This window comes from Kitasatospora sp. NPDC093558 (assembly GCF_040683475.1).
Taxonomy (GTDB): domain Bacteria; phylum Actinomycetota; class Actinomycetes; order Streptomycetales; family Streptomycetaceae; genus Kitasatospora.
The window spans coordinates 17883-43594 of record NZ_JBFBDY010000011.1 but is presented as its reverse complement, the minus strand read 5'-3'; the positions used below and the strand labels follow the sequence as shown (position 1 = coordinate 43594).

At 70.7% G+C, this 25712-nt stretch carries 31 protein-coding genes; 3 read left to right on the top strand and 28 right to left on the bottom strand.

Annotated features, from left to right (window positions below; genetic code table 11):
* The coding region (gene tsaB, locus AB0O00_RS02795) for a tRNA (adenosine(37)-N6)-threonylcarbamoyltransferase complex dimerization subunit type 1 TsaB (protein ID WP_363648291.1) at positions 1 to 239 on the bottom strand (239 nt) is incomplete at its 3' end.
* 154 nt (positions 240 to 393) lie between these two features.
* Here tsaB and AB0O00_RS02790 point away from each other — a divergent pair.
* Positions 394 to 960 carry a hypothetical protein gene (locus AB0O00_RS02790; protein WP_363648293.1) on the top strand — a complete coding sequence of 189 codons (567 nt, stop codon included), beginning with the start codon at positions 394 to 396 and terminating at the stop codon, positions 958 to 960.
* Positions 961 to 985: 25 nt separating this feature from the next.
* Here the strand turns inward: AB0O00_RS02790 and AB0O00_RS02785 are convergent, their stop codons facing one another.
* The 5 genes from AB0O00_RS02785 to AB0O00_RS02765 form a co-directional block, all read right to left on the bottom strand.
* Positions 986 to 1180 (bottom strand): hypothetical protein, encoded by a 195-nt coding sequence (locus tag AB0O00_RS02785; RefSeq protein WP_363648290.1) that lies wholly within the window; start codon positions 1178 to 1180, stop codon positions 986 to 988.
* Positions 1181 to 1289: 109 nt separating this feature from the next.
* Positions 1290 to 1784 carry a tRNA (adenosine(37)-N6)-threonylcarbamoyltransferase complex ATPase subunit type 1 TsaE gene (tsaE, locus tag AB0O00_RS02780; protein WP_363648289.1) on the bottom strand — a complete coding sequence of 165 codons (495 nt, stop codon included), beginning with the start codon at positions 1782 to 1784 and terminating at the stop codon, positions 1290 to 1292.
* 117 nt (positions 1785 to 1901) lie between these two features.
* Positions 1902 to 3074: an alpha/beta hydrolase gene (locus tag AB0O00_RS02775; protein ID WP_363648288.1), complete on the bottom strand. Its 1173-nt coding sequence runs from the start codon at positions 3072 to 3074 to the stop codon at positions 1902 to 1904.
* 73 nt (positions 3075 to 3147) lie between these two features.
* Entirely contained in the window at positions 3148 to 4335 is a 1188-nt protein-coding gene (gene alr / locus AB0O00_RS02770) for an alanine racemase (protein WP_363648287.1), read from the bottom strand.
* 515 nt (positions 4336 to 4850) lie between these two features.
* On the bottom strand, positions 4851 to 6326 hold the full coding sequence (locus AB0O00_RS02765; protein ID WP_363648286.1) for an NAD(P)H-hydrate dehydratase: 1476 nt from the start codon (positions 6324 to 6326) through the stop codon (positions 4851 to 4853).
* Positions 6327 to 6495: 169 nt separating this feature from the next.
* Between AB0O00_RS02765 and AB0O00_RS02760 the strand changes: the two genes are divergently transcribed.
* Entirely contained in the window at positions 6496 to 7044 is a 549-nt protein-coding gene (locus AB0O00_RS02760) for a Uma2 family endonuclease (protein WP_363648292.1), read from the top strand.
* Positions 7045 to 7076: 32 nt separating this feature from the next.
* Here AB0O00_RS02760 and glmS read toward each other — a convergent pair whose 3' ends face one another.
* Positions 7077 to 8933, bottom strand: a complete 1857-nt coding sequence (gene glmS / locus AB0O00_RS02755) for a glutamine--fructose-6-phosphate transaminase (isomerizing) (protein WP_363648285.1) — start codon at positions 8931 to 8933, stop codon at positions 7077 to 7079.
* Between the two features lie 99 nt (positions 8934 to 9032).
* Here glmS and coaA point away from each other — a divergent pair, with 99 nt between their 5' ends.
* Positions 9033 to 10028, top strand: a complete 996-nt coding sequence (gene coaA, locus AB0O00_RS02750; RefSeq protein WP_363648284.1) for a type I pantothenate kinase — start codon at positions 9033 to 9035, stop codon at positions 10026 to 10028.
* Positions 10029 to 10137: 109 nt separating this feature from the next.
* Here coaA and glmM read toward each other — a convergent pair whose 3' ends face one another.
* From glmM to rpsH, 21 genes are all read right to left on the bottom strand, one after another.
* The gene (gene glmM / locus AB0O00_RS02745; protein WP_363648283.1) at positions 10138 to 11502 is read right to left on the bottom strand and encodes a phosphoglucosamine mutase; all 1365 of its coding nucleotides are present in this window, start codon (positions 11500 to 11502) and stop codon (positions 10138 to 10140) included.
* A 164-nt stretch (positions 11503 to 11666) separates the two neighbouring features.
* On the bottom strand, positions 11667 to 12170 hold the full coding sequence (gene rpsI / locus AB0O00_RS02740; RefSeq protein ID WP_224273932.1) for a 30S ribosomal protein S9: 504 nt from the start codon (positions 12168 to 12170) through the stop codon (positions 11667 to 11669).
* Between the two features lie 45 nt (positions 12171 to 12215).
* Positions 12216 to 12659, bottom strand: a complete 444-nt coding sequence (gene rplM / locus AB0O00_RS02735) for a 50S ribosomal protein L13 (RefSeq protein ID WP_030055846.1) — start codon at positions 12657 to 12659, stop codon at positions 12216 to 12218.
* 232 nt (positions 12660 to 12891) lie between these two features.
* Positions 12892 to 14550 (bottom strand): ATP-binding cassette domain-containing protein, encoded by a 1659-nt coding sequence (locus tag AB0O00_RS02730; RefSeq protein WP_363648282.1) that lies wholly within the window; start codon positions 14548 to 14550, stop codon positions 12892 to 12894.
* A gap of 41 nt (positions 14551 to 14591) precedes the next feature.
* Positions 14592 to 15503: a tRNA pseudouridine(38-40) synthase TruA gene (truA, locus tag AB0O00_RS02725; protein ID WP_363648281.1), complete on the bottom strand. Its 912-nt coding sequence runs from the start codon at positions 15501 to 15503 to the stop codon at positions 14592 to 14594.
* 82 nt (positions 15504 to 15585) lie between these two features.
* Positions 15586 to 16065 carry a 50S ribosomal protein L17 gene (gene rplQ / locus AB0O00_RS02720; protein WP_350519919.1) on the bottom strand — a complete coding sequence of 160 codons (480 nt, stop codon included), beginning with the start codon at positions 16063 to 16065 and terminating at the stop codon, positions 15586 to 15588.
* Between the two features lie 129 nt (positions 16066 to 16194).
* Positions 16195 to 17217, bottom strand: coding sequence for a DNA-directed RNA polymerase subunit alpha (locus AB0O00_RS02715; RefSeq protein ID WP_030055844.1), 1023 nt, complete (start codon positions 17215 to 17217; stop codon positions 16195 to 16197).
* Positions 17218 to 17361: 144 nt separating this feature from the next.
* The gene (gene rpsK, locus AB0O00_RS02710) at positions 17362 to 17769 is read right to left on the bottom strand and encodes a 30S ribosomal protein S11 (RefSeq protein ID WP_030232513.1); all 408 of its coding nucleotides are present in this window, start codon (positions 17767 to 17769) and stop codon (positions 17362 to 17364) included.
* A gap of 72 nt (positions 17770 to 17841) precedes the next feature.
* Positions 17842 to 18222 carry a 30S ribosomal protein S13 gene (gene rpsM, locus AB0O00_RS02705; protein ID WP_188306769.1) on the bottom strand — a complete coding sequence of 127 codons (381 nt, stop codon included), beginning with the start codon at positions 18220 to 18222 and terminating at the stop codon, positions 17842 to 17844.
* 178 nt (positions 18223 to 18400) lie between these two features.
* Positions 18401 to 18514: a 50S ribosomal protein L36 gene (rpmJ, locus tag AB0O00_RS02700; RefSeq protein ID WP_003956441.1), complete on the bottom strand. Its 114-nt coding sequence runs from the start codon at positions 18512 to 18514 to the stop codon at positions 18401 to 18403.
* A 56-nt stretch (positions 18515 to 18570) separates the two neighbouring features.
* Positions 18571 to 18792, bottom strand: a complete 222-nt coding sequence (gene infA / locus AB0O00_RS02695; RefSeq protein WP_003956442.1) for a translation initiation factor IF-1 — start codon at positions 18790 to 18792, stop codon at positions 18571 to 18573.
* Between the two features lie 194 nt (positions 18793 to 18986).
* Positions 18987 to 19412: a large conductance mechanosensitive channel protein MscL gene (mscL, locus tag AB0O00_RS02690; protein WP_363648280.1), complete on the bottom strand. Its 426-nt coding sequence runs from the start codon at positions 19410 to 19412 to the stop codon at positions 18987 to 18989.
* Positions 19413 to 19540: 128 nt separating this feature from the next.
* Entirely contained in the window at positions 19541 to 20380 is an 840-nt protein-coding gene (gene map, locus AB0O00_RS02685; RefSeq protein ID WP_363648279.1) for a type I methionyl aminopeptidase, read from the bottom strand.
* Positions 20381 to 20488: 108 nt separating this feature from the next.
* Complete coding sequence (locus AB0O00_RS02680) at positions 20489 to 21142, bottom strand: adenylate kinase (RefSeq protein ID WP_363648278.1); 654 nt, start codon at positions 21140 to 21142, stop codon at positions 20489 to 20491.
* Positions 21142 to 22452 carry a preprotein translocase subunit SecY gene (gene secY, locus AB0O00_RS02675; protein WP_363648277.1) on the bottom strand — a complete coding sequence of 437 codons (1311 nt, stop codon included), beginning with the start codon at positions 22450 to 22452 and terminating at the stop codon, positions 21142 to 21144. The genes AB0O00_RS02680 and secY overlap by 1 nt, the downstream gene beginning before the upstream one ends.
* Before the next feature lie 321 nt (positions 22453 to 22773).
* Entirely contained in the window at positions 22774 to 23229 is a 456-nt protein-coding gene (gene rplO / locus AB0O00_RS02670) for a 50S ribosomal protein L15 (RefSeq protein WP_097237491.1), read from the bottom strand.
* Positions 23229 to 23411 (bottom strand): 50S ribosomal protein L30, encoded by a 183-nt coding sequence (rpmD, locus tag AB0O00_RS02665; RefSeq protein ID WP_030055835.1) that lies wholly within the window; start codon positions 23409 to 23411, stop codon positions 23229 to 23231. The genes rplO and rpmD overlap by 1 nt, the downstream gene beginning before the upstream one ends.
* Positions 23411 to 24034 (bottom strand): 30S ribosomal protein S5, encoded by a 624-nt coding sequence (gene rpsE / locus AB0O00_RS02660; protein ID WP_030055834.1) that lies wholly within the window; start codon positions 24032 to 24034, stop codon positions 23411 to 23413. Before rpsE ends, rpmD begins: the two co-directional genes overlap by 1 nt.
* Positions 24035 to 24082: 48 nt before the next feature.
* Positions 24083 to 24466 carry a 50S ribosomal protein L18 gene (rplR, locus tag AB0O00_RS02655; protein ID WP_030280785.1) on the bottom strand — a complete coding sequence of 128 codons (384 nt, stop codon included), beginning with the start codon at positions 24464 to 24466 and terminating at the stop codon, positions 24083 to 24085.
* Between the two features lie 3 nt (positions 24467 to 24469).
* On the bottom strand, positions 24470 to 25009 hold the full coding sequence (rplF, locus tag AB0O00_RS02650; protein WP_363648276.1) for a 50S ribosomal protein L6: 540 nt from the start codon (positions 25007 to 25009) through the stop codon (positions 24470 to 24472).
* A gap of 22 nt (positions 25010 to 25031) precedes the next feature.
* Positions 25032 to 25439 carry a 30S ribosomal protein S8 gene (gene rpsH / locus AB0O00_RS02645; protein ID WP_196949336.1) on the bottom strand — a complete coding sequence of 136 codons (408 nt, stop codon included), beginning with the start codon at positions 25437 to 25439 and terminating at the stop codon, positions 25032 to 25034.
* Positions 25440 to 25712 lie beyond the last annotated feature (273 nt).

The window sequence follows — 25712 nt, the reverse complement described above, 5'->3', positions numbered from 1 at the left end:
GCGGCGGTCACCAGGCCGACCCGCAGGCCGGTGTACGGGCCCGGGCCGACGCCGACCGCGATGCCGGTGAGCTCGTGCTTGTCGACGCCGGCCGTCCGCAGCACCCGGTCGATGGCGGGCAGGAGCAGTTCGCCGTGGCGCCGGGCGTCGACCTGGTCGGTCTCGGCGAGGACGGCCGTGCCGTCGTGGACGGCGGCGGTGACGGCGGGGGTTGCGGTGTCGAACGCGAGCAGCAGCACGGGTCAAGGTTAGACCGACGTTGGGCCGACCAGCCGATCGAGACGGCGTACCAGCGCGGAACACACGTCCGAGCCGCTGCGGACCGCCCCCGGAGACCTGGCACGATAAGGGCGGTACGTACAGCGGACGGCGGCGGGAGCGGCAGTGGCGAAGATGGGTCCTGGAGTGGTGGTCACGGGGCTGACCCTGGGAGCCCTGGCGGTCGTGAGCCTGCTGGCCTTCCAGGCGAACGGCGCTCAGGACCGCGCGGGCACCGCCCGTCCGACCGCCACCGCGACGGCCGGCGGACCGGCCACCTCGGCGGCGCCGAGCACGACGCCGACCCCGACGGCACCGGCGCTGCCGGCCTCCTCGGGCACCGGCACGCGGGTCGTCTACTCGGTCTCCGGCCACTACGTCTGGCTGGTCGAGCCGAAGAAGAACCCGCAGGTGGTCGCCGCGTTCGCGGTCACCCCGGGCACCGTCGAGCCGACTCCCGGCGCCTACCCGGTGTACAGCCGCACGGCCACCACCACCGGGACGGACGGCAAGCAGATCGAGCACGTGGTGCGCTTCGCGCAGCAGAACGGCGTGGTGTTCGGCTTCAGCGCGGCGGTGGACGGCGCGACGCCGACCGCCGACCCGAAGACCAAGACCGGCGGCATCCGCAGCTCCCGCCAGGACGGCCAGCTGCTGTGGGACTTCGCGCCGAAGGACACCAAGGTGATCGTGGTCGCCTGAGCCGGGCCGTCGGGGCCGCGGGTGCTCAGGCCGCGCGGGGCGCGTCCGTCCCGGCGTCGTCGACCCGGGGCGGCGCCGGCTCGGGCGGGGTGGACACCGCCTCGGCCGCGGCACACGCGGCCAGCAGGGCCCGCATCGGCTCCCCCGGAGCGCGACGGGCGGACTCTCCGGCCCCGGCGGTGCGCACGGCGCGCTCCGGGGCGGGGGTGGTGCTCGACATGGCGCCTCCCTAGTTAGGCAGACCTAACCGCAGCACCCATCCCATCACGCCCGGTGCCCCCCTCGCAACACCTTCCCGACAGCCTGTCGGGAAACCGTCGGAGCGGCTCCTACGCCAGCTTCGCCAGCTCGACGCCCTCCCAGCGCGCTCCGATGCCGGTCAGCAGCACCCGGCGCGGGTCGTGGTCCTCACCGGCGGTGTCGCCGATCGCCCGCTCGATCCGCACCTCCAGCCGGTCCTCGGACAGCCGCTCGACCTTGCCCTCGCCCCACTCGACCACGACCACCGACTCCGGCAGCGAGACGTCGAGGTCGAGGTCCTCCATCTCGTCCAGGTCGCCGCCCAGCCGGTACGCGTCCACGTGCACCAGCGCCGGGCCGCCGACGAGCGACGGGTGCACCCGGGCGATCACGAAGGTCGGCGAGGTCACCGCGCCGCGCACCTGCAGCCCCTCCCCCAGGCCCCGGGTCAGCGTCGTCTTCCCCGCGCCCAGCTCACCCGAAAGGAGCACCAGGTCCCCCGGGCGCAGCAGCGCGGCCAGCTCCCGGCCGAGCCGGCCCATCCGGTCCGGGGTGGGGACGGTGAGAGTGGCGTGCGAGCCCATGCGCGTGTCTTGCCCTTCGGTCCGTACCGGGCGCGCCGACCACCGGCCGCCCCCGCTACCGTGCCACATCCGCGGCCTGGCGTGCGCAGGGGCCGTGAGCGGGTCCCGGGCCGGTCCTCAGGCCTGGTCGAGGACGGCCGACGGCGGCTCGGCGGCCCCGCCGAAGGCCGCGGCCCGCTTGAGCAGCACCGCCAGGTGGTGGTCCACCAGCTCCGGGCGCTCCAGCATCACCAGGTGGCCGGCGCCCTCGACGATCACCAGCTCGGCGCCGGGCAGCTGCTCGGCCATCGCCTCGCTGTGCACGGGCGGCGTCAGGAGGTCCTTGGTGCCGGCCAGCACCAGTGCCGGCAGGCCGCGCAGGGCCGCCAGGGCGGCCGTCTTCTCGTGCGCGCCGAACACCGGGTAGAACTCGGCGACGACGTCGATCGGCGTGGCGTCCAGCAGTTGCTCGGCGAAGCGCACCACGCCCGGGTCGACGTCCTTCGAGCCGAACGAGAACCTCCGGTAGAACACGGCGGTGACGTCCGAGCCGAACCGCCGGGTCGCCTCCACCAGCTCCACCTGCCGGCCCAGCAGCTTCACCACCCCGGGCGCGACCCGCTTGAACAGCTTCGCGCCCGCCGACGGCAGGCCCAGGCTGACCTCGTCCCAGTTCCCCGCCAGCGTGCCCACCAGCGCCACCCCGGCCACGCGGTCGCGGAACAGCTCCGGGTGCTGGTCGGCCAGCGCCATCACCGTCATGCCGCCCATCGAGTGGCCGACCAGCACCAGCGGCCCGGTCGGCGCGACGGCGTCGATCACCGCCTTGAGGTCCCCGCCCAGCTGGTCGATGCTCGCGGGCTCCCCGGCCAGGTAGGAGCGGGAGCGCTCCGAACGGCCGTGGCTGCGCTGGTCCCAGAAGACCAGCCGCAGGCCGTCGCGCAGCGCGGCCCGCTGGAAGTGCCAGCTGTCCTGGTTCAGGCAGTAGCCGTGGCTGAACACCACGGTCAGCGGCTCCGCGTCCCCGGAGGGGGTGTCCCAGCCGGTGCCGTCCAGCTCGACGTACAACTCGGTGCCGTCCGGTGCGGCCACCGTCCGCGGGCGCCCGCGCAGCGAACCGTACGGGGCGCCGGCGTCCAGCTCCGCCCTGGCCCGGCGGCGGGTCGCCCGGCCGACCGTCAGCCGTTCGATCGCCACGCCGGCCGCGGCCCCGGCCGCCAGCACGCCGACCGAGATCCCGATCACGCCCGCCCGGCTCACCCCGGACGCCGCCTTCGCGACCGCCCCGACCGGGCCGTCGGCCTCACTCATGCGCCCGCCCCGCCACGCTCGCCGGCCGCTTCGCGAGACCCGCGCCTCCCGATGACGACCTCGCTGCGCTCCCTCATGCAGAACCCGTGCCGTCCAGGTGACGCCGCGGCACCCGGGCGCCGATCCGGGTCACGATCTCGTACGCGATGGTGCCGCAGGCCCGGGCCCAGTCCTCCGCGGTCGGCTCGCCGCGCTCGCCGCTGCCGAACAGCAGCACCTCCTCGCCGACCTGCGGGGTGTCCCCGCCGAGGTCCACGACGAACTGGTCCATCGCGACCCGGCCGGCCACCGTGCGCCACTTGCCGCCGATCTGCACCGGCCCGGTGCCGCTCCCGTGCCGCGGCACGCCGTCGCCGTAGCCCACCGGGACGAGCCCCAGCGTGGTCGGCCCCGGCGTCGTGTAGTGGTGGCCGTAGCTGACCCCGTGCCCGCCCGGCACGTGCTTCACCAGCGCCAGCCGCGCCGTCAGCGACATCACCGGGCGCAGCCCGAAGTCGGCCGGCGAGCCCACCTCGGGCACCGGCGACAGCCCGTACGCGGCGAGGCCGGTGCGGACCAGGTCGAAGTGCGACTCCGGCAGCAGCAGGGTGGCCGGCGAGTTCGCCAGGTGCCGCACCTCGGGGCGCAGCCCGGCGGCCTCCGCATACGCCAGGGCGGCGTGGAAGGAGTCCAGCTGGGCCTGGATCGACGGGTGGCCTGGCTCGTCCGCGGCGGCGAAGTGCGACCAGACGCCGACGACCGTGAGCAGCCCCTCGGCCTCGGCGCGGCGGGCGGCGTCGACCAGGGCCGGCCAGTCGTGCGGCTGGCAGCCGTTGCGGCCGAGGCCGGTGTCGGCCTTCAGGTGCACGCGGGCGGGGATGCCGGTCTCGCGGACCACGGGCAGCAGCTCGTCGAGCGCCCACTGGCCGCTGACCGAGATGTCCAGGTCCGAGAGGAGCGCCTGCCGCCACGGGCCGCCGGGGGTCCACAGCCAGCACAGGATGCGGGCCTGCTCCGGACGGATGCCCGCGGCCCGCAGCGCCAGCGCCTCCTCGGGCGTCGCGCAGCCCAGCCAGCCGACCCCGTTCGCGACCGCCTCGCGGGCACACGCGACCGCGCCGTGGCCGTAGGCGTCCGCCTTGACCGCGAGCATCACGGCCGCGCCGGCGACGCGTTCGCGCAGCGCGGCGAGGTTGCCGCGCAGGGCGCCCAGATCGATGGTCGCCTCGGCCCGTACGCCGTCGGTGAGGGTGGCCGAGCCGGCCGTCTTCGCAGTTGTCATCAGGGTCAGTCTCCCAGACGTCCCGGAGTCCTCGCCGAACGGCCCGTCGGCGCGGCGCACCACGGCCGCCGTCCACCCGCTGCTCCGACCTGCACCGGACCGGCCTCCGCAACCTCGGACGCCCCACCCACCACCCCCGGTTCCGCAGCCACGACCGACCACGCTCCCCACAAAGCGCGCACAAGAAGTCGGCCCCACCGACTTCCCACTCCACGACCGACCACCGTCCCCACAGCGACGCGCACGAGAAGTCGGCCCCACCGACTTTCCACTCCGCGACCGGCCACTCATCGGCTTCGTGACCGCCGGACCGGGCCGGCGCCGCGGAGCGGGCGCATCACGCCGGCCCCAGGTGCCCCTCCCCAGAGCGCGCCACTCGTCGACCGGACACGCCGGGCGACCGCCAACCCCGACACGGGCGCATCGAGGCGGCCAATCCCGCCGCGCCGCCGCCGGACGCAGGCGCATCGAGGCGACTCCCCGCAGCCCCCGCCTGCCGATCCGGCCGGCGTCGGTCAGCCCGACCGGACGTCCCGCCACACCGTCGGCAGGGCCTCCGCCACCGCCACTGCCGTCACCGGTGCGCCCGGCTCTCCGGCTGCGTGGCGGCCGGCGAGGCCGTGCAGGTAGGCCGCGGCCGAGGCGGCGTCCAGGGGGGTGAGGCCGGCGGCGAGGAGGGAGCCGGCGAGGCCGGCCAGGACGTCGCCGCTGCCCGCGGTGGCCAGCCAGGAGGTGCCGGTCGGGTTGATCCGGACCGCACCGCCCGGGTCGGCGATCACCGTCGTGGAGCCCTTGAGCAGCACGGTCGCCCGGTACGCGGCGGCCAGGCGGCGCGCGGTGGCGAGCCGGGCGGCGGCCAGGTCGTCGGCCGCCGGGGGCGGTGTGCCGTCGGCGCCCGCGAGCAGCCGGGCGGCCTCGCCGGTGTGCGGGGTGAGCAGGGTGGGCGCCGTGCGGCCGGCCAGGGCCGACGGGCCGAGGCGGCCCAGCTCGGTCAGCCCGTCCGCGTCGACCAGCACCGGGACGTCGCTCGCGAGCGCCTCGGCGAGAGTCTGCCGTGCGCTCTCGCCGCCGCCGGGGCCGACCACCCAGGCCTGCACCCGCCCGGCGCCGTGCGGCCCGCCCTCGGTGACCAGCGTCTCCGGGAAGCGCCGGACGACCTCCTCCGCCGCCGCGCCGACGTACCGGACGGCCCCCGCGCCGCCCCGCAGCGCCCCGGCGACGGCCAGCACCGCCGCCCCCGGGTACGTCCCCGAGCCGGCCGCCACGCCGACGACGCCGCGCCGGTACTTGTCGCTCTCGGCGCCCGGCTCGGGCAGCAGCGCGGCCACGTCCGCGTGCTGGAGCGCGGACACGTCCGCCTCCGGCAGCTCCAGCCCGATACCGACGAGCTGGACGGTCCCCGCGTACGAGGCTCCCGGGCCGACCAGCAGGCCCGGCTTGTACGTGCCGAAGCACACCGTGACGTCCGCCCGCAGCGCGACGCCCGGCACCTCGCCGGTGTCGGCGTCGACCCCGCTCGGCAGGTCCACCGCCACCACCAGGCCCCGCCGGGCGGCCTGCGCGTACGGCACCGCCTCGGGCCGCAGTCCGCCACGGCCGCCGATGCCGACGATCCCGTCCAGCACCAGGTCCGCGCGCGAGAAGTCGGCCAGGCCGACTTCCCGCTCCACCACGACCCGCCCACCCGAAGCCCGCACCGCGGCCAGCCCGCCCTCGTGCACCCGTTCGGGCGCGAGCAGCACCGCCGTCACCCGCGCACCGCGCCGGGCCAGCGCGGCGGCGGCGTACAGGGCGTCACCCCCGTTGTCCCCGCTGCCCGCCAGCACCACCACCCGGCTGCCGTACACCCGCCCCCGACGCCCCGTCAGCAGCCGCGCGCACGTGACAGCGAGCCCAGCAGCAGCCCGCTGCATGAGCGTCCCGTCCGGCAGGCGGGCCATCAGCTCACCTTCAGCGGCCCGGACCACTTCAACACGATGGGCGTGACGCATGCGGGGGGGCTCCTTCAGCAGTCGGCTACCGCCGACGCTACGCCCGCCCCGGCCCGGGGTGCGGCACACTTTCGAGTGACAACCACTTCGATCCCCCGCCCGTGTCGGTCCGTACGCCTACCTTGTGGCTCGGCACGGACCCACAGGAGGGAGAAGGGCCATGGTCGCCATGCCTGCAGTCGAGCACCCGCGGGGCCAGAACAACCTGCTCCAGGCGTTCCTGGAGCTGGACACACCACCTGGCTACAGGGCAGAGCTCATCGAAGGGGAAATCGTCGTGACGCCACCACCGGATGGAGAACACGAGACCGCGTTCTCCCTGCTCGCCAGGCAGTTCTTCCGCAAGGCCGCGATCGACCTGGACCTCTCCGGGAACAAGGGGTTGATCGTGCCGACGGGGCGGTTCATTCCCGACGGCACCATCAGCCCGGTCGGACACTTCCTGAATGCCGGTTCGTGGGCGGACGCCGCCGGCGTATTGCTGGTCTTCGAGGTCACGTCCACGAGTCCGCGCCGGGATCGCGAGCAGAAGCGCCGTGGGTACGCCGCCGCCGGCATCCCGTGCTACCTGCTGGTGGATCGGAGCGAAGGCACGGTCACCTTGTTCACCGAGCCCGAGGGCGACGACTACACCGGGAAGGAGCCGGTTCCTTTCGGCAAGCCGATCGACCTGCCCGCCCCCTTCTCCTTCACGCTCGACACGGCGCCCCTGCGGTAGGACGCAGCCACCGCAGGGGCACCACGCCGCCACTACTCGACGGTGACCGACTTCGCCAGGTTCCGCGGCTGGTCGACCTCGTGGCCCTTGGCCGTCGCCAGCTCGCAGGCGAAGACCTGCAGCGGGACGGTGGACACCAGCGGCTGGAGCAGCGTCGGCGTGACCGGGATGCGGATCAGGTGGTCGGCGTACGGCACGACCGCCTCGTCGCCCTCCTCCGCGATCACGATGGTCCGGGCGCCACGGGCGCGGATCTCCTGGATGTTGGAGACGATCTTGTCGTGCAGGATCGAGCGCCCGCGCGGCGAGGGCACGACCACGACGACCGGCAGCCCCTCCTCGATGAGCGCGATCGGGCCGTGCTTCAGCTCGCCGGCCGCGAAGCCCTCGGCGTGCATGTAGGCGAGCTCCTTGAGCTTGAGCGCGCCCTCCAGGGCCACCGGGAAGCCGACGTGACGGCCGAGGAACAGCACCGAGCGGGCGTCGGCGAGCGAGCGGGCCAGCTCGCGCACCGGCTCCATCGTCTCCAGCACCTGCTCGACCTGCTTCGGCGCGTCGCCGAGCTCACGGATGATCGTGAAGATCTCGTCGCCCCACTTGGTGCCGCGGACCTGGCCCAGGTACAGGGCGACCAGGTAGCAGGCGACCAGCTGGGTGAGGAACGCCTTGGTCGACGCGACGGCGACCTCGGGACCGGCGTGCGTGTACAGCACCGCGTCCGACTCGCGCGGGATCGTCGAGCCGTTGGTGTTGCAGATCGCCAGCACCTTGGCGCCCTGCTCGCGGGCGTGCCGCAGGGCCATCAGGGTGTCCATGGTCTCGCCGGACTGCGAGATCGCGATGACCAGCGTGCCCGGGCCCATGATCGGGTCGCGGTAGCGGAACTCCGAGGCGACCTCGACCTCGCAGGGGATGCGGGTCCAGTGCTCGATCGCGTACTTGGCGATCATGCCGGCGTGGAAGGCGGTGCCGCAGGCGACGATGACGACCTTGTCGACGGAGCGCAGGTCGGCGTCGGAGATGCGCAGCTCGTCGAGGGTCAGCCGGCCGTCGGCGCCGATCCGGCCGAGGAGGGTGTCGGCGACGGCCTTCGGCTGCTCGGCGATCTCCTTGAGCATGAAGTAGTCGTAGCCGCCCTTCTCGGCGGCGGAGGCGTCCCAGTCGACGTGGTACTCGCGCACGTCGGCCGGGGTGCCGTCGAAGTTGGTGACGGTCACGCCCTCGCGGCGCAGCTCGACGACCTGGTCCTGGCCCAGCTCGATGGCCTCGCGGGTGTGCGCGATGAACGCGGCGACGTCCGAGGCGAGGAAGTTCTCGCCCTCTCCGCGCCCGACGACCAGCGGCGAGTTGCGGCGGGCGCCGACGACGACGTCCGGCATGTCGGCGTGCACGGCGACGAGGGTGAAGGCGCCGTCCAGCCGGCGGCAGACCACGCGCATGGCCTCCGCGAGGTCGCCCTCGTACGCCTCGCCGAGCAGGTGCGCCACGACCTCGGTGTCGGTCTCGGAGCGCAGGGTGTGGCCGCGCTCGGCGATCTCGGCGCGCAGCTGGGCGAAGTTCTCGATGATCCCGTTGTGCACGACGGCCACGCGGCGGTCGTCGTCCAGGTGGGGGTGGGCGTTGGCGTCCGTCGGGCCGCCGTGGGTGGCCCAGCGGGTGTGGCCGATGCCGGTGGTGCCGCCGGGCAGAGGGGACTCGGCGAGCGACTTCTCCAGGTTGGCGAGCTTGCCGGCCCGCTTGTCGGTGGCGAGGCTCCACTGCCCGTCGGAGCCCTGGACCTGCACGGCGACACCGGCCGAGTCGTAGCCCCGGTACTCCAGTCGCTGCAGGCCTGCGATTACTACGTCGAGGGCGGACTGCGCGCCCACGTATCCAACAATTCCGCACATGCGTGCCAGCATAAGGGCGGGTCTGGGCCCGTTTTCCCACCTTTCGCGAACAGTGCGTGACAGACACCACAACCACCGTGAACGCCGCAACGGCTCACAATGGAGCATGTGCTGACCGAACTCTGTACACGGGGCGCGGCCACCCCCGGCCCGTCACCGTCCCCCTACGTGGACCTCAGCCGAGCCGAGTGGAGCGCCCTGCGCGAGCGTACGCCGCTGCCGCTGACGGCCGAGGAGGTGGAGCGGCTGCGCGGGCTCGGCACCGCGCTCGACCTGGACGAGGTCCGGGACGTCTACCTGCCGCTGTCCCGGCTGCTGAACCTCTACATCCACGCCACGCACGAACTGCGCGGCGCGCTGGGCACGTTCCTGGACACCCCGGACACCGAGCGCACCCGCACGCCGTTCATCATCGGCGTGGCCGGCTCCGTCGCGGTCGGCAAGTCGACCACCGCCCGCCTGCTGCAGGCCCTCCTGGCCCGCTGGCCCGAGCACCCGCGGGTCGAGCTGGTCACCACCGACGGCTTCCTGCTGCCCAACGCGGAGCTGCGCCGCCGCGGCCTGATGGCCCGCAAGGGCTTCCCCGAGTCGTACGACCGCCGCGCGCTGATGCGCTTCGTCGCGGACGTGAAGGCGGGCAAGGACCGCGTCAGCGCGCCGGTCTACTCGCACCTGGTGTACGACATCGTGCCGGACGAGCGCCTCACCGTGGAGCGCCCGGACATCCTCATCGTCGAGGGCCTGAACGTGCTCCAGCCCGCCCTGCCCGGCACCGACGGCCGGACCCGCCTGGCGGTGGCCGACTACTTCGACTTCTCGATCTACGTCGACGCCCGCACCGACGACATCGAGCACTGGTACCTGGACCGCTTCCGCAAGCTGCGCGAGACCGCGTTCCAGGACCCGAACTCCTACTTCCGCCGCTTCACCGAGGTGCCGGAGGAGGAGGCGATGGACTACGGCCGGCAGGTCTGGCGCACCATCAACAAGCCCAACCTGCTGGAGAACGTGCTGCCGACCCGGGGCCGGGCCACCCTGGTCCTGCAAAAGGGCCCGGACCACAAGGTCCGCCGGGCGCTGCTGCGCAAGCTCTGACGCCCCGGAAGGCCCCCCGAACCACGAAGGCCCCCGCCGCAGCCCCCTGAACAAGGGGCCCGGCGGGGGGCCTTCGTCACTTCCGGGCTCAGCCCAGGTACGTCCGGGCTCAGCCCAGGTGCGTCCGCACGGCCTCGGCCAGCCGCGCGGCGACGCCCTCGGCCTGGACGGCGTCCGCGGCCTCGACCATGACGCGCACCAGCGGCTCGGTGCCCGACGGGCGCAGCAGCACCCGGCCGGTGGAGCCCAGCTCGGCCTCGGCCTCGGCGACCGCGGCGGCCAGCTCGGTGCTGGTCTTCACGCGGCTCTTGTCGACGCCCTTGACGTTGATCAGCACCTGCGGCAGGCGGGTCATCACGGCGGCCAGGTCGGCCAGCGGCTGCTTGGTGGCGGCCAGGCGGGCGCCCAGCATCAGGCCGGTCAGGGTGCCGTCGCCGGTGGTGGCGTGGTCCAGCAGGATGACGTGGCCGGACTGCTCGCCGCCGAGCGCGAAGCCGTGCTCCTTCATCGCCTCCAGCACGTAGCGGTCGCCGACGGCGGTCTCCACCAGGTCGATGCCCTCGCGCTCCATCGCCAGCTTGAAGCCGAGGTTGGACATCACGGTGGCGACCGCGGTGTTGCGGCGCAGGGTGCCGGCCTCCTTCATGGCGACGGCGAGGATGGCGATGATCTGGTCGCCGTCCACCTCGTTGCCGTCGGCGTCGGCGGCCAGGCAGCGGTCGGCGTCGCCGTCGAGGGCGATGCCGAGGTCGGCCTTGTGCTCCCTCATCGCGGTGCGCAGCCGGTCCAGGTGGGTGGAGCCGACGCCGTCGTTGATGTTGAGGCCGGTGGGCTCCGCCCCCAGGGTGTGGACGACCTCGGCGCCGGCCCGGGCGAAGGCCTCGGGGGCGACGTAGGCGGCGGCGCCGTGGGCGCCGTCGATGACGACCTTGATGCCGTCCAGGCGGTTGGGCAGGACGCCGATCAGGTGGGCGACGTACTTGTCGAAACCCTCGGTGTACTCGCGCACCCGGCCGACGGCCGCGCCGGTCGGACGGTTCCACTCCTCGCCGCCGAGGGCGTGGGCGCGGTAGTGGGCCTCGATCGCGTCCTCGATCGTGTCGTCCAGCTTGTGGCCGCCGCGGGCGAGGAACTTGATGCCGTTGTCCGGCATCGCGTTGTGGCTGGCGGAGAGCATCACGCCGAAGTCGGCACCGAGCGCGCCGGTGAGGTACGCCACGGCCGGGGTGGGCAGCACGCCGACGCGCAGCACGTCGACGCCGGAGCTGGCCAGGCCGGCGATGACCGCGGCCTCCAGGAACTCGCCCGACGCGCGCGGATCGCGGCCGACCACCGCGACCGGCCGGTGGCCGTCGAAGGCGCCGGCCTCGCCGAGCACGTGGGCCGCCGCGACCGACAGGCCGAGCGCGAGCTCCGCCGTCAGGCCCTGGTTGGCCACCCCGCGCACGCCGTCCGTACCGAAGAGTCGTCCCACTGTCCCGTCCTCCATCAACCAGTCCCGGAAGTCCACTCCGTCCCCGACCGCCGCACAGTAGCCGGGGAACGCGTCGCCCCGGAGTACACGTGGTACTCCGGGGCGACGGTTGCGCAAACCAGGGGGCGACGCCGCCAGGGCGGTACGCACCCCCTGGGACGCGATTAGCGCTTGCTGTACTGCGGCGCCTTGCGGGCCTTCTTCAGACCGGCCTTCTTGCGCTCGACGGCGCGGGCGTCACGGGTCAGGAAGCCGGCCTTCTTCAGCGCGCCGCGGTTGTTGTCCACGTCGGCCTCGTTCAGGGCACGGGCCACGCCGAGGCGCAGCGCGTAGGCCTGGCCGGAGACGCCGCCACCGCTGATGCGGGCGACGACGTCGTAACGGCCGTCCAGCTCGAGGAGCTTGAAGGGCTCGTTCACGGTCTGCTGGTGCACCTTGTTCGGGAAGTAACCCTCGAGGGTGCGACCGTTGATCTTCCACTGGCCGGTGCCGGGGACGATGCGCACGCGGGCGATCGCCTCCTTGCGACGGCCCAGGCCGGCGCCGGGGACGGCCTCGCCGAAGCGGCCGGCCAGCGACTCGGAGGTGTAGCTCTCCTCGGAGGTGTACTCGCCCTCGACGACGGTCTCGTCGAAGTCGACCTCAAGGGTTTCAGTGGTCTCGGCCACGGTGTTCCTCAGCTCTTTTCAGTGATGGGGGGCTTGGTGGCCGAATTACTGCGCGACCTGGGTGATCTCGAACGGCACCGGCTGCTGGGCAGCGTGGGGGTGCTGGTCGCCCGAGTAGACCTTCAGCTTCGAGAGCATCTGACGGCCCAGGCTGTTCTTGGGGATCATGCCCTTGATGGCCTTCTCGACGGCCTTCTCCGGGTTGTTCGCCAGCAGGTCGTCGTAGCGCACCGAGCGCAGACCGCCCGGGAAGCCCGAGTGGCGGTAGGCCAGCTTCTGGGTCTTCTTGTTACCGGACAGGTGCACCTTGTCGGCGTTGATGATGATGACGAAGTCACCAGTGTCAACGTGCGGCGCGTAGATCGCCTTGTGCTTGCCCCGGAGGAGGTTGGCGGCCTGGGAAGCCAGGCGGCCGAGCACGACGTCGGTCGCGTCGATGACGTGCCACTGACGCTGGACGTCGCCGGGCTTGGGGCTGTACGTACGCACGGTCGTAGCCTTCGCTTTTCAGTGAGTGAGTCCTGACAGGAGCACCCGGACGGAAGAGCAGCCTGGTCAACCTTGGACGCAATTCAAGGGTGACCGCTGGTCGTCGACCTGATGTCTCCGGCGTACCGACCTCTCACGTGAGATAGAGCGAGCCAATACGCACATCAAGCGTCCAGGTTACCGGGCGGGCGGGGAGGGGTCAAAAAACCTCCGGGACCCGCCCGCCGGTCACTCAGCGTTCGCGCTCGACCCGCGTCACGTCCCAGACCGGCTCGGACGACTCGTAGACCCGGCCGTCGGCCCCGAAGACCAGGAAGCGGTCGAAGGTCCTCGCGAACCAGCGGTCGTGGGTGACACACATCACCGTGCCGTCGAAGGCCTCCATGCCGGCCTGCAGCGCCTCGGCGCTCTCCAGGTCCAGGTTGTCGGTCGGCTCGTCGAGCAACAGGGCCGTCACGCCGGACAGTTCGAGCTTGAGGATCATCAGCCGGGCCTGCTGGCCGCCGGACAGCGACTCGAACTTCTGCTCCTCCTGCCGGTCCAGCTCGTACCGGCGCAGCGCGCCCATCGCGGCGCCGCGGCTGAGCGCGTGCTCCTCCTCGACGATCGAGCGGACGGTGCGGCCGAACAGCTCCGGGTGGGCGTGCGTCTGCCGGAAGTGGCCCGGGACGACGCGCGCGCCGAGCTTCCACGAGCCCGTGTGCTCGACCGTGTCGTCGCCGGCCAGCAGCCGCAGGAGGTGCGACTTGCCCGCGCCGTTGGCGCCGAGCACCCCGATCCGCTCGCCGTAGTAGACCTCCAGGTCGAAGGGCTGCATCAGGCCGGTGAGCTCCAGCTGCTCCATGGTGAACGCGCGCACGCCGGTGCGCCCGCCCTTGAGCCGCATGGTGATGGTCTGCTCGCGCGGGGGCTCCTCCGGGCGGCCGGCCTCCTCGAACTTCTTCAGCCGGGTCTGGGCGGCGGCGTAGCGGGTGGCGAGCGCGTGGCTGACGGCGGCGGCCTGGCGCAGGGTGACGACCAGCTTCTTGAGCTTGGCGTGCTCCTCGTCCCACCGCCGGCCCAGCTCCTCGAACCGCGCGAAGCGGTCCTTGCGGGCCTCGTGGAAGCTGTCGAAGCCGCCGCCGTGCACCCAGACGCTGCTGCCGGCGGCGCCGGACTCGACCGCGATGATCTTGTCGGCGGTCTTGGAGAGCAGCTCGCGGTCGTGCGAGATGTACAGGACGGTCTTCGAGGTGGCCTTGATGGCCTCCTCCAGCCAGCGCTTGCCCGGGACGTCCAGGTAGTTGTCCGGCTCGTCGAGGAGGAGCACCTCCTCCGGGCCGCGCAGCAGCGCCTCCAGGACGAGCCGCTTCTGCTCGCCGCCGGAGAGGGTGTTCAGGCCGCGCCACTGGGCCTTGTCGAAGGGCACGCCGAGGGCCGCCATGGTGCAGACGTCCCAGTCGGTCTCGTAGTCGTAGCCGCCGACGTCGGCCCAGTCGGAGAGCGCCTGGGCGTAGGCCATCTGGGTCTTCTCGTCGTCCTGCGCGATCATCGCGAGCTCGGCGGCGTCCACCGCGCGGGCGGCGGTGGCGATCCGCCCGGGGGCGACGGACACCAGCAGGTCGCGGACGGAGGCGTCGGCCGGCAGCGCGCCGGGGGTGGCGGCCTGGTCCTCGCGGCCGGTGGTACCGACGAACTGGCGCATCACGCCGAGCCCGCCGCTGATCGTCACCGAGCCGCCGTGCGGCTGGAGGTCGCCCGCGATCATGCGCAGCAGCGTCGTCTTGCCGGCGCCGTTGGCCCCCACGAGGGCGACCGCGGCGCCCTCGCCGACCCGGAAGGACGCGTCGTCGAACAGCACCCGCCCGTCCGGCAGGTAGTACTCAAGGTGCGAAATCTCGACGTGTCCCATGCGAGCGATTGTCGCAAGCCCACGCCCCCCGCCCAAACGGATTACCCCGCCGCCGGCTGCCCGGGCAGGGTCCGCATGCGCCGGGCCTGGCGGTTGCGCTCGGCGAGCAGGTCGTCGGCCGGGTAGCCGACCTCCTCCAGCGTGAGCCCGTACGGCCGGATCACGTTGACGGCCGAGTTGCGGACGCCGCCGGCCAGCACCTCGCCGGGGAACTCCACCGGCCGGTGCCCGTCGCCGACCAGCAGCATCGCGCCGACCAGCGCCCGGACCATGTTGTGGCAGAACGCGTCGGCGCGGACGGTGGCGACCGCGAGCGAGCCCTCCTGGGCGGCGTAGGTGTCCACCGGGACGCGGTCCCAGTGCAGCTCCAGCAGGGTGCGGATGGTGGTCGCGCCCTCGCGCTTCTTGCAGTACGCGGCGAAGTCGTGCTCGCCGAGCAGCAGCTTCGCGGCCGCGTTCATCCGGTCGAGGTCGAGCGGCCGGTCGTGCCAGAGCACGTGCCCGCGCAGCAACGGGTCCACCCCGCCCGGGTGGTCGGCCACGCGGTAGGCGTAGCGGCGCCAGATCGCCGAGAAGCGCGCGTCGAACCCGGCCGGCGCCTCGCCGACCCGGTAGATCCGGACGTCCCCGGGCAGCCGCCCGGCCAGCCGGCGCAGCAGCTTCTCGCGGTGCGCCTCCCAGAGCTCGGCCGGCAGGTCGACGTGCGCGACCTGGCCGCGCGCGTGGACGCCGGCATCGGTGCGGCCGGCCACGGTCAGCGGGAACAGCTCGCTGCTGCGGGTGACGACCTGCAGGGCGCTCTCGATCTCCTCCTGGACCGTCCGGCGGCCGCCCTTCTGGCGGGCCCAGCCGGAGAACTCGGCACCGTGGTAGGCGAGGTCGAGCCGGACGCGGACGTACCCGTCGGCGGGGCCGTCCTTCACCGGCGGCTGCTCGGCGCAATCGTTGACCACTGCTTCTCAATCTCCGCGGGGATAGGGAACGGGCCCGCTCCCCCATCGCTGGGGAAGCGGGCCCGCAACACACCTAGAGGTGTCAGGCCTGCTCGGCGGCCTCGGCCTCGTCGGCCTTGGTCTCCACGGCAGCGGCCTCGTCGGCCTCCTTGACGGCGCGCTTGGTGGCGGCCTCGGCCTCGCCGACGGCGGTCTGCGCGACGGTCAGCGCCTCGACCAGCTCGATCACGGCCATCGGGGCGTTGTCGCCACGACGGGGACCGATCTTGGTGATGCGGGTGTAGCCACCCGGGCGGTTCTCGTAGCGCGGCGCGATCTCGGTGAAGAGGGTGTGCAGCACGGCGATGTCGGTGATCGTCTTGCGCACCAGGCGACGGTTGTGGATGTCGCCCTTCTTCGCCTTGGTGATCAGCTTCTCCGCCAGCGGGCGCATCCGACGGGCCTTGGCCTCGGTCGTGGTGATGCGGCCGTACTGGAACAGCTCCCGGCACAGACCGGCGAGCAGCAGCGGCTCGTGGTGCGGGCCGCCGCCGAGGCGGGCACCCTTGGTGGGACGCGGCATGGAATTACTCCTTGGATCTCCGACTGCGGCCGTACCAGGTACCGCAGCGGGCGTACGGGCACTGTGCCCGCACGACTTTCACGACGACGGGGACGGTCCTCGGAAGAACCGCCCCCGCGGCCAAATCTCTTAGTACTGCTCGGTCTCGGCGTAACCCGCGTCGTCCAGGTCGTCGGCGCCGAAGGCGTCGGCGGCCGCGGTCGGGTCGAACCCGGGCGGGCTGTCCTTGAGGGCCAGGCCCATGCCGGCCAGCTTCGCCTTGACCTCGTCGATCGACTTCGCACCGAAGTTGCGGATGTCGAGCAGGTCGGCCTCGGAGCGGGCGACGAGCTCACCCACGGTGTGGATGCCCTCGCGCTTGAGGCAGTTGTAGGAGCGGACGGTGAGCTCCAGCTCCTCGATCGGCAGCGCCAGGTCGGCGGCCAGGGCGGCGTCCGTCGGGGACGGGCCCATGTCGATGCCCTCGGCGTCGATGTTCAGCTCGCGGGCGAGGCCGAACAGCTCCACCAGGGTCTTGCCGGCCGAGGCCATGGCGTCGCGCGGACGCATGGCGGGCTTGGTCTCGACGTCGACGATCAGCTTGTCGAAGTCGGTCCGCTGCTCGACACGGGTGGCCTCGACCTTGTAGGTGACCTTCAGCACGGGGCTGTAGATCGAGTCGACCGGGATGCGGCCGATCTCCTGGCCGGAGGCCTTGTTCTGGACGGCGGAGACGTAGCCGCGACCGCGCTCGACGGTCAGCTCCATCTCCAGCTTGCCCTTGCCGTTCAGCGTGGCGAGGACCAGCTCGGGGTTGTGCACCTCGACACCGGCCGGCGGCGCGATGTCGGCGGCGGTGACGACACCCGGGCCCTGCTTGCGCAGGTACATCACGACCGGCTCGTCGTGCTCCGAGGAGACGACCAGCTGCTTGATGTTGAGGATGAGGTCGGTCACGTCCTCCTTGACGCCCGGCACGGTGGTGAACTCGTGCAGGACGCCGTCGATGCGGATGCTGGTGACAGCGGCACCCGGGATCGACGACAGGAGCGTGCGGCGCAGGGAGTTGCCGAGGGTGTAGCCGAAGCCCGGCTCCAGCGGCTCGATCACGAACCGCGAGCGGAACTCGTCGACGACCTCTTCGGTCAGCGAGGGACGCTGAGCGATAAGCATGGGGGATGTTCCTCCAGTTGTCTTCGGCACCCACTATTTGATGCCGACAGGACCAAGCGTACGGGGTCCCGCAAACAGTGACACTCACCGAAGGGGACCCCGTACGAGGTTTAAAGCAAGACCCGCGTGCCCGAAGGCGCTGCGTCAGACGCGGCGGCGCTTCGGCGGACGGCAGCCGTTGTGCGGGGTGGGGGTGACGTCCTGGATCGAGCCGACCTCGAGGCCGGTGGCCTGGAGCGAACGGATCGCGGTCTCGCGGCCGGAGCCCGGACCCTTCACGAAGACGTCAACCTTGCGCATGCCGTGCTCCTGCGCGCGACGGGCAGCGGCCTCGGCGGCCATCTGCGCGGCGAACGGGGTGGACTTGCGCGAGCCCTTGAAGCCGACGTGGCCGGCGGAGGCCCAGGAGATCACGTTGCCCGCGGGGTCGGTGATCGAAACGATGGTGTTGTTGAACGTGCTCTTGATGTGCGCGTGGCCGTGAGCGACGTTCTTCTTTTCCTTGCGGCGGATCTTCTTCGCGCCGGCAGCCTGACGACCCTTGGGGGGCATAAGTCTGTTCTCCTACTGAGGTGGTCGGTCCGCTGACCCGCGGGCCGGAGGGATGTCCGGTTACGGGACGGACTACTTCTTGCCCGGCTTCTTCTTACCGGCGATCGCGCGACGCGGGCCCTTGCGGGTACGCGCGTTGGTGTGGGTGCGCTGGCCGCGGACCGGCAGGCCACGGCGGTGACGCAGACCCTCGTAGCAGCCGATCTCGACCTTGCGGCGGATGTCGGCGGCCACCTCACGGCGGAGGTCACCCTCGACCGTGTAGTTGGCGTCGATGTACTGGCTCAGCTTGACGAGGTCGTCCTCGGAGATGTCGCGAACGCGGACATCCGGGTTGACACCGGTCTCGGCCAGGGTCTGCTGGGCGCGGGTACGACCGATGCCGTACACGTAGGTGAGGGCGATCTCGATCCGCTTCTCACGGGGGAGATCAACGCCGGCGAGGCGTGCCATTCAAGGCTCCTGTGTTTCTTCAGAGGTCTTGCGTGCTACCTACTCCGACATCTCACGATGAGGGAGCCCCGGCCTCTGACCGGGGGCGGCAGTCCGGCCCTTCACAGGGACGGATCGGGTAGCCCGCTTATGACGTTTTCGCGTCGCGCGAAGTACTACGAGAAATGCTGGGGAGAGATCAGCCCTGGCGCTGCTTGTGGCGCAGGTTGTCGCAGATCACCATGACCCGACCGTGGCGGCGGATCACCTTGCACTTGTCGCAGATCTTCTTGACGCTCGGCTTGACCTTCATGTTCAGGTTCTCCGGGTCTAGATCTGACGCCACCGCCGCGAGGCGATGATGTGACTTTACTTGTAGCGGTAGACGATCCGGCCGCGCGTGAGGTCGTAGGGGCTGAGCTCCACGACGACCCGGTCGTCCGGCAGGATGCGGATGTAGTGCATGCGCATCTTGCCACTGATGTGCGCGAGGACCTTGTGACCGTTCTGCAGCTCGACCTTGAACATCGCGTTCGGAAGAGACTCGATCACGGTGCCCTCGATCTCAATGGCGCCTTGCTTCTTAGCCATGAACTGCGAGATCCACCTTCCGGGACCGGCTACCGTATGCGGAACGCTCGTGCGAACCTGGGTTCACCCCGTCCCCGAGGGGAAGAGGGCGTGCTGAAGCACGCTACGAGTGAGCCGACGGTCCATCCTACGCCAGCACGAACGATGGGCCAAAACGGGGGCCCCGGAAGCCGACAGCGTCACACCCCTGGCGGTCAGACCCCGGCGGAGACCGTCAGCGGCTCGACGTGGGCGGTGCAGGCCGAGCAGCGGCGGGCGGCCTCGGGTATCTCGGTCAGGCACTCGGGGCACGGACGCTTCGGCGTGGCCGGCTTCTTCGGCATGTACCGCGCGGTGGCCTTGCTCACCGGCAGGACGACGCAGAAGTAGAGCACCGCGGCCGTCATCACGAACGCGATCAGCACGTTGAGGAACTGGCCGTACGGGAAGGTGACCCCGGCGATCGTCGCCTTGTACGTGCTGAAGTCGCCGGCCGCACCGACGACCACGCCCACCAGCGGGGTGAGGAACGCGGACACGAAGCCGGTCACCACCCCGGTGAACGCGGCACCGATGACCACACCGACCGCCATGTCGATGACATTGCCGCGCATCATGAAGTCGCGGAATCCCTTGAGCACGTGCTCTCTCCTCGCTCTGAGCCCACCAGTGACCACTGCCAGCCGATAAAAATAGGACAAAAGCCCTGGAGGTCCAAACCTCCAGGGCTCTGATGCCTTGTCAGCAGCGGCAGTTGGCCACCGGCCGGCTACGCGAGCGGGTCCGGCGCGGCCGTGACGCCGAGCTTCGCGAGCTCCGCCCTGCCGCCGTCGAAGGCGGTCAGGACCAGCGGGCCCTGCTCGGTGACGGCCACCGAGTGCTCCCAGTGCGAGGCCCAGGTGCCGTCGTTGGTGACGACCGTCCAGTCGTCCTCCAGCACGGTGGTGTGCGGAGTGCCCAGCGACACCATCGGCTCGATCGCCAGCACGGTGCCGGGGACCAGCTTCGGGCCCTTGCCGCGGCCGCGCTCGACGTAGTTCAGGACGTGCGGCTCCATGTGCATCGCGGTACCGATGCCGTGGCCGCCGTAACCCTCGGTGATGCCCCACTTGCCCTTCGGCGGCAGCGGCTGGCGGCGGATGAAGCCCTCGATCGCCTTGGAGACGTCGACCAGCCGGTTGCTCTTCTTCATCTGGGCGATGCCGGCCCACATCGAGCCCTCGGTCACCCGGCTCAGCATCTCGACCTCGGGGCGGACCTCGCCGACCGCGACGGTGATCGCCGAGTCGCCGTGCCAGCCGTCCAGGATGGCGCCGCAGTCGATCGAGATGACGTCGCCCTCCTGCAGCACCCGCTCGCCGGGGATGCCGTGCACGACCTCGTTGTTCACCGAGGCGCAGATCACGCCCGGGAACCACAGGCCGCCGTGGTGCGCGCGGAAGTTCGACGTGGCGCCGTGGTCCGTGATCACCTTGTCGGCGATGTCGTTGAGCTCCTGGGTCGTCACCCCCGGAGCGACCGCCTCACGGCAGGCCTTGAGCGCCTCGGCGACGACCAGCCCGGCCGCTCGCATCTTCGCGATCTGCTCGGGGGTCTTGATCTCCACCATCTGGTCACGCCTTCCACGTTGCTCTTGCCACTGCCTACCACCGTACGACGCCGTACGGCCGCGCTGCCCGGGATGGGGAGCGCGGCCGTACGTACGTCGCTAAAAAACTCAGCTGTCCTGCTTCAGCGCCTCGATCGCGCGCTGGGTGACCTCGTCCACCTTGCCGAGCGCCGAGATCGTCGCCACCAGGCCCTGCTGGACGTAGTAGTCGATGATCGGCTCGGTCTCCGTGTGGTAGACCTCCAGGCGCGTGCGCACCTTCTCCTCGGTGTCGTCCGAGCGCTGGTACAGCTCGCCGCCGCACTCGTCGCAGACACCCTCGGCCTTCGGCGGGTTGTAGTCCACGTGGAACACGTGGCCGCCGTCGTTGCGGCACAGGCGCCGGCCGGCGATCCGGCGGACGACCTCGTCCTCGGGGACCTCCAGGTCCAGCACGCCGTCGAGCTTGATGCCCTGCTCGGCGAGGAACTCGTCCAGCGCCTTGGCCTGGCCCAGGTTGCGGGGGAAGCCGTCGAGCAGGAAGCCGTTCGCGGCGTCCGCCTGCAGCATCCGGTCCTTGGCCATCCCGATGGTCACCTCGTCCGGCACCAGGAGACCCGCGTCCATGTAGCTCTTGGCCTCGAGCCCCAGCGGGGTGCCCTGACCGATGTTGGCGCGGAACAGGTCTCCGGTGGAGATGTGGGGGATGGACAGGGTCTTGGCGAGCAGGTGCGCCTGAGTACCCTTCCCGGCCCCGGGAGGACCAACGAGGACGATACGCATCAGCGGAGGAACCCTTCGTAATTGCGCTGCTGGAGCTGGCTCTCGATCTGCTTCACAGTTTCGAGTCCGACGCCGACGACGATGAGAACGCTGGTGCCGCCGAACGGGAAGTTGGTCTGCTGTCCGAAGGCGACCAGGGCGATCATCGGGATCAACGCGATCAGGCCCAGGTAGAGCGAACCCGGCCACGTGATTCGGGTGAGCACGTAGTTCAGGTACTCGGCCGTCGGCCGGCCGGCCCGGATGCCCGGGATGAAGCCACCATACTTCTTCATATTGTCGGCAACTTCTTCGGGGTTGAAGGAGATCGCGACGTAGAAGAAGGCGAAGAAGACGATCAGCAGGAAGTAGGTGGCCATGTAGATCGGGTGGTCACCCTTGACGAAGTTCGTCCGGATCCAGGTCGCCCAGCCGGCCTGGCTGTTGGTCAGCTGGACCACCAGGGCCGGGATGTACAGCAGCGACGAGGCGAAGATGACCGGGATGACACCGGCCTGGTTGACCTTGAGCGGGATGTAGGTCGAGGTCCCGCCGAAGGCGCGCCGGCCGATCATGCGCTTCGCGTACTGCACCGGGATCCGGCGCTGCGCCTGCTCCACGAAGATGACCAGCATCACAACGATGATGCCGACCGCGACGACGGAGAGGAACTCGACCCAGCCGCCACCGATGGTGCCCGACTGCTTGATCGCCCACATGTTGGAGGGGAACTGCGCCGCGATCGAGGTGAAGATCAGCAGCGACATGCCGTTGCCGATGCCCCGGTCGGTGATCAGCTCGCCCAGCCACATGATGACGGTGGTGCCGGCGGTCATGGTCAGCACCATGACGGCGATCCGGAACACGCCGGTGTCCGGCACGATCTGGTTCGCCAGCGGGCAGCCGGAGAACAGCGCACCGCTGGAGGCCGTCGCGACGATGCCGGTGCCCTGGAGCACGGCGAGCGCGATGGTCAGGTAGCGGGTGTACTGGGTGATCTTCGCCGTACCGGCCTGGCCCTCCTTCTTCAGCGCCTCGAGTCGCGGGATCACGACCGTGAGGAGCTGGAGGATGATGCTCGCGGTGATGTACGGCATGATGCCGAGCGCGAAGATCGTGAGCTGAAGAAGCGCGCCACCACTGAACAGGTTGACGAGCCCGAAGAGGCCGCTGTTCTTGGTCTCCTTCACGCACTCGTTCACGGCGGTGAAACTCACGCCGGGAATCGGGATGTGCGAGCCCAGCCGGAACAGCACCATGATGCCCAGCGTGAACAGCAGCTTCTTGCGCAGGTCGGGCGTCTGGAACGCCCGCGCGAACGCACTGAGCACGGTGCCTCCTGCGCCTCCCGCACGTCGTCGGCGGGAGGGTCGGTCCTGAATGGGGAGTTTGCGGTTCGGGCCCCCGTACAGACGGCACAGGCGAGCCTACGCGCAGCCTACAAGGGAACTCCACGGACTCTAACAGTGCGCAGCCACTCGGAAGAAGCGCGTACGGCCCCTCCCCCACCTACGGGGTACGGGATGCCCGGATTTGCCACACAAAAGAACGAGGGCCGCTCCGGCCTGTTTTCGGTCCGTGGCCGAACCGGAAAAGCACGAACCCCGCACCTCCCGGAGGAAGTGCGGGGTTCGGAGCTGTGGTCAGCGGGCTCAGACGAGCTCGGTGACCGTACCGCCAGCGGCGGTGATCTTCTCGGCGGCGGAGCCGGAGACGGCGTCGACCGTCACCTGCAGCGCGACCGAGATCTCGCCGGTGCCGAGCACCTTGACGAGGGAGTTCTTGCGAACCGCGCCCTTGGCGACCAGGTCCTCGACCGTGACCTCGCCACCCTGCGGGTAGAGCTCGGCCAGCTTGTCGAGGTTGACGACCTGGAACGTGATCTTGAACGGGTTCTTGAAGCCCTTCAGCTTCGGCAGACGCATGTGGAGCGGCATCTGGCCACCCTCGAAGCGCTGCGGAACCTGGTAGCGGGCCTTGGTGCCCTTGGTACCACGACCGGCGGTCTTACCCTTGGAACCCTCACCACGACCCACGCGGATCTTGTCGGTCTTGGCACCCGGGGCGGGACGCAGGTTGTGGATCTTGATCGGGTTGTCGCCCATGATCAGTCCACCTCCTCAACCGTCACCAGGTGACGGACCGTGTGGGCCATCCCGCGGATCTCGGGACGGTCCTCCTTCACCACGACGTCGTGCATGCGCTTGAGACCAAGCGAACGCAGGGTGTCACGGTGGTTCTGCTTGCTGCCGATGTACGACTTGGTCTGCGTGATCTTCAGGCGAGCCATCAGGCGCTCACCCCAGCAGCACGCGCCCGCAGCAGAGCGGCGGGGGCCACGTCCTCCAGCGGCAGGCCACGACGGGCGGCGATCTCCTCGGGGCGAACGAGGCCCTTCAGAGCAGCCACGGTGGCGTGCACGATGTTGATCGCGTTGTCCGAGCCGAGCGACTTCGACAGGATGTCGTGGATGCCGGCGCACTCCAGGACGGCGCGCACCGGACCACCGGCGATAACACCGGTACCGGGGGCGGCGGGCTTCAGGAGCACGACGCCGGCGGCCTTCTCACCCTGGATGGGGTGCGGGATGGTGCCCTGGATACGGGGGACCTTGAAGAAGTTCTTCTTGGCCTCCTCAACACCCTTGGCGATGGCGGCCGGAACCTCCTTCGCCTTCCCGTAACCAACACCCACGGTGCCATCGCCATCGCCCACCACGACCAGCGCGGTGAAGCTGAAACGACGACCACCCTTGACAACCTTGGCGACACGGTTGATCGCGACAACGCGCTCGACGTAAGCGGTCTTCTCGACGGCGGGGGCGTTGCCCCGGTCGTCACGCTTACGGTCGCGCCGCTCGCCACCGCCGGTGCCACCGCCGGCGCCGCTACCGCGGCGCTGGGGTCCAGCCATTGGAATTACCTCTCTCGATTACGTCCGTCGACTGAGTCGACGAGCGGCTTAGAAGTCGAGCCCGGCCTCGCGGGCCGCGTCCGCCAGGGCGGCGATGCGGCCGGCGTACCGGTTGCCCGCGCGGTCGAAGACGACCGACTCGATGCCGGCGGCCTTGGCGCGCTCGGCGACCAGGCTCCCGACCTTCTTGGCCAGCTCGGTCTTGTCGCCCTCGGCGCCCTTGATGGACACGTCGAGGGTGGACGCCGACGCCAGGGTGTGACCCTTGGCGTCGTCGATGACCTGGGCGACCATGTGACGGTTCGAGCGCGTCACGACGAGACGCGGACGCACCTCGGTGCCGACGACGCGCTTGCGAACGCGGATCGCGCGGCGCTTGCGAGCGGCGCTCTTGTAGGCGTTGCCCTTGCCGATCTTGACAGAGACACTCATCGCTTACTTACCACTCTTTCCGACCTTGCGGCGGATGACCTCGCCCGCGTACTTGACGCCCTTGGCCTTGTACGGGTCGGGCTTGCGCAGCTTGCGGATGTTGGCGGCGATCTCGCCGACCTTCTGCTTGTCGATGCCGTCCACGTGGAACTTGGTGGGCGACTCGACGACGAAGGAGATGCCCTCCGGCGCGGTGACCAGGATCGGGTGGCTGTAGCCCAGCGCGAACTCCATGTCGGAGCCCTTCGCCGTGACTCGGTAACCAACACCGCTGATCTCCAGCGACTTGCGGTAGCCCGCGGTCACGCCGGTGATCATGTTCGCCACCAGCGTGCGGGTCAGGCCGTGGAGGGCCTTCGAGCGACGCTCGTCGTTCGGGCGGGAGACGAGCACGGTGCCGTCCTCGCCCTTGCCGATCTCGATCGGCTCAGCGACAACGTGGGTGAGGGAACCCTTGGGGCCCTTCACCGCGACCGTCTGGCCATCGATGGTGACGTCCACGCCAGCGGGGACCTGGATGGGCAGCCGTCCAATGCGCGACATTGCTGTACCTCCGTTTCCCGAATTACCAGACGTAGGCGAGAACTTCTCCGCCTACGCCCTTCTTGGCGGCCTGCTTGTCGGTCAGGAGGCCGGACGACGTGGAGATGATCGCCACGCCGAGGCCACCGAGCACCTTGGGCAGGTTGGTGGACTTTGCGTAAACACGCAGACCCGGCTTGCTGATGCGCTTGATGCCGGCGATGGAGCGCTCACGGTTGGGGCCGAACTTGAGCTCGATGGTCAGCTTCTTGCCGACCTCGCCCTCGGTGGGCTCCTCAACCTTGTAGGAGGAGATGTACCCCTCCTGCTGCAGGATCTCGGCGACGTGCGCCTTGATCTTGCTCGACGGCATCGCGACAGAGTCGTGGTACGCCGAGTTCGCGTTACGCAGACGCGTGAGCATGTCTGCGATGGGGTCGGTCATGGTCATGATGGCCTCAGGCCTCTCTCGCCGTGGTTTCTCCGCACCAGGTCCCCCCACCGCACTCGGAACGAGTGCGTCAGGGGCACAAGCGCAGGGGACCTACGACGTAGTAAGACTGGGTGCGAGCCCTTCCAAGGAAGGGCCACGGACATCCATGGGGAAGCCGTGGCAGGGGGCCCGACCCCACAACCTTACGGGAATCCGTACGGGAGCCCAAAACGGGGCGATGTGGGGTCGGGCACCTCTGCGTCGCTGGCGGTGCCTAGAACTCTGGCCCTC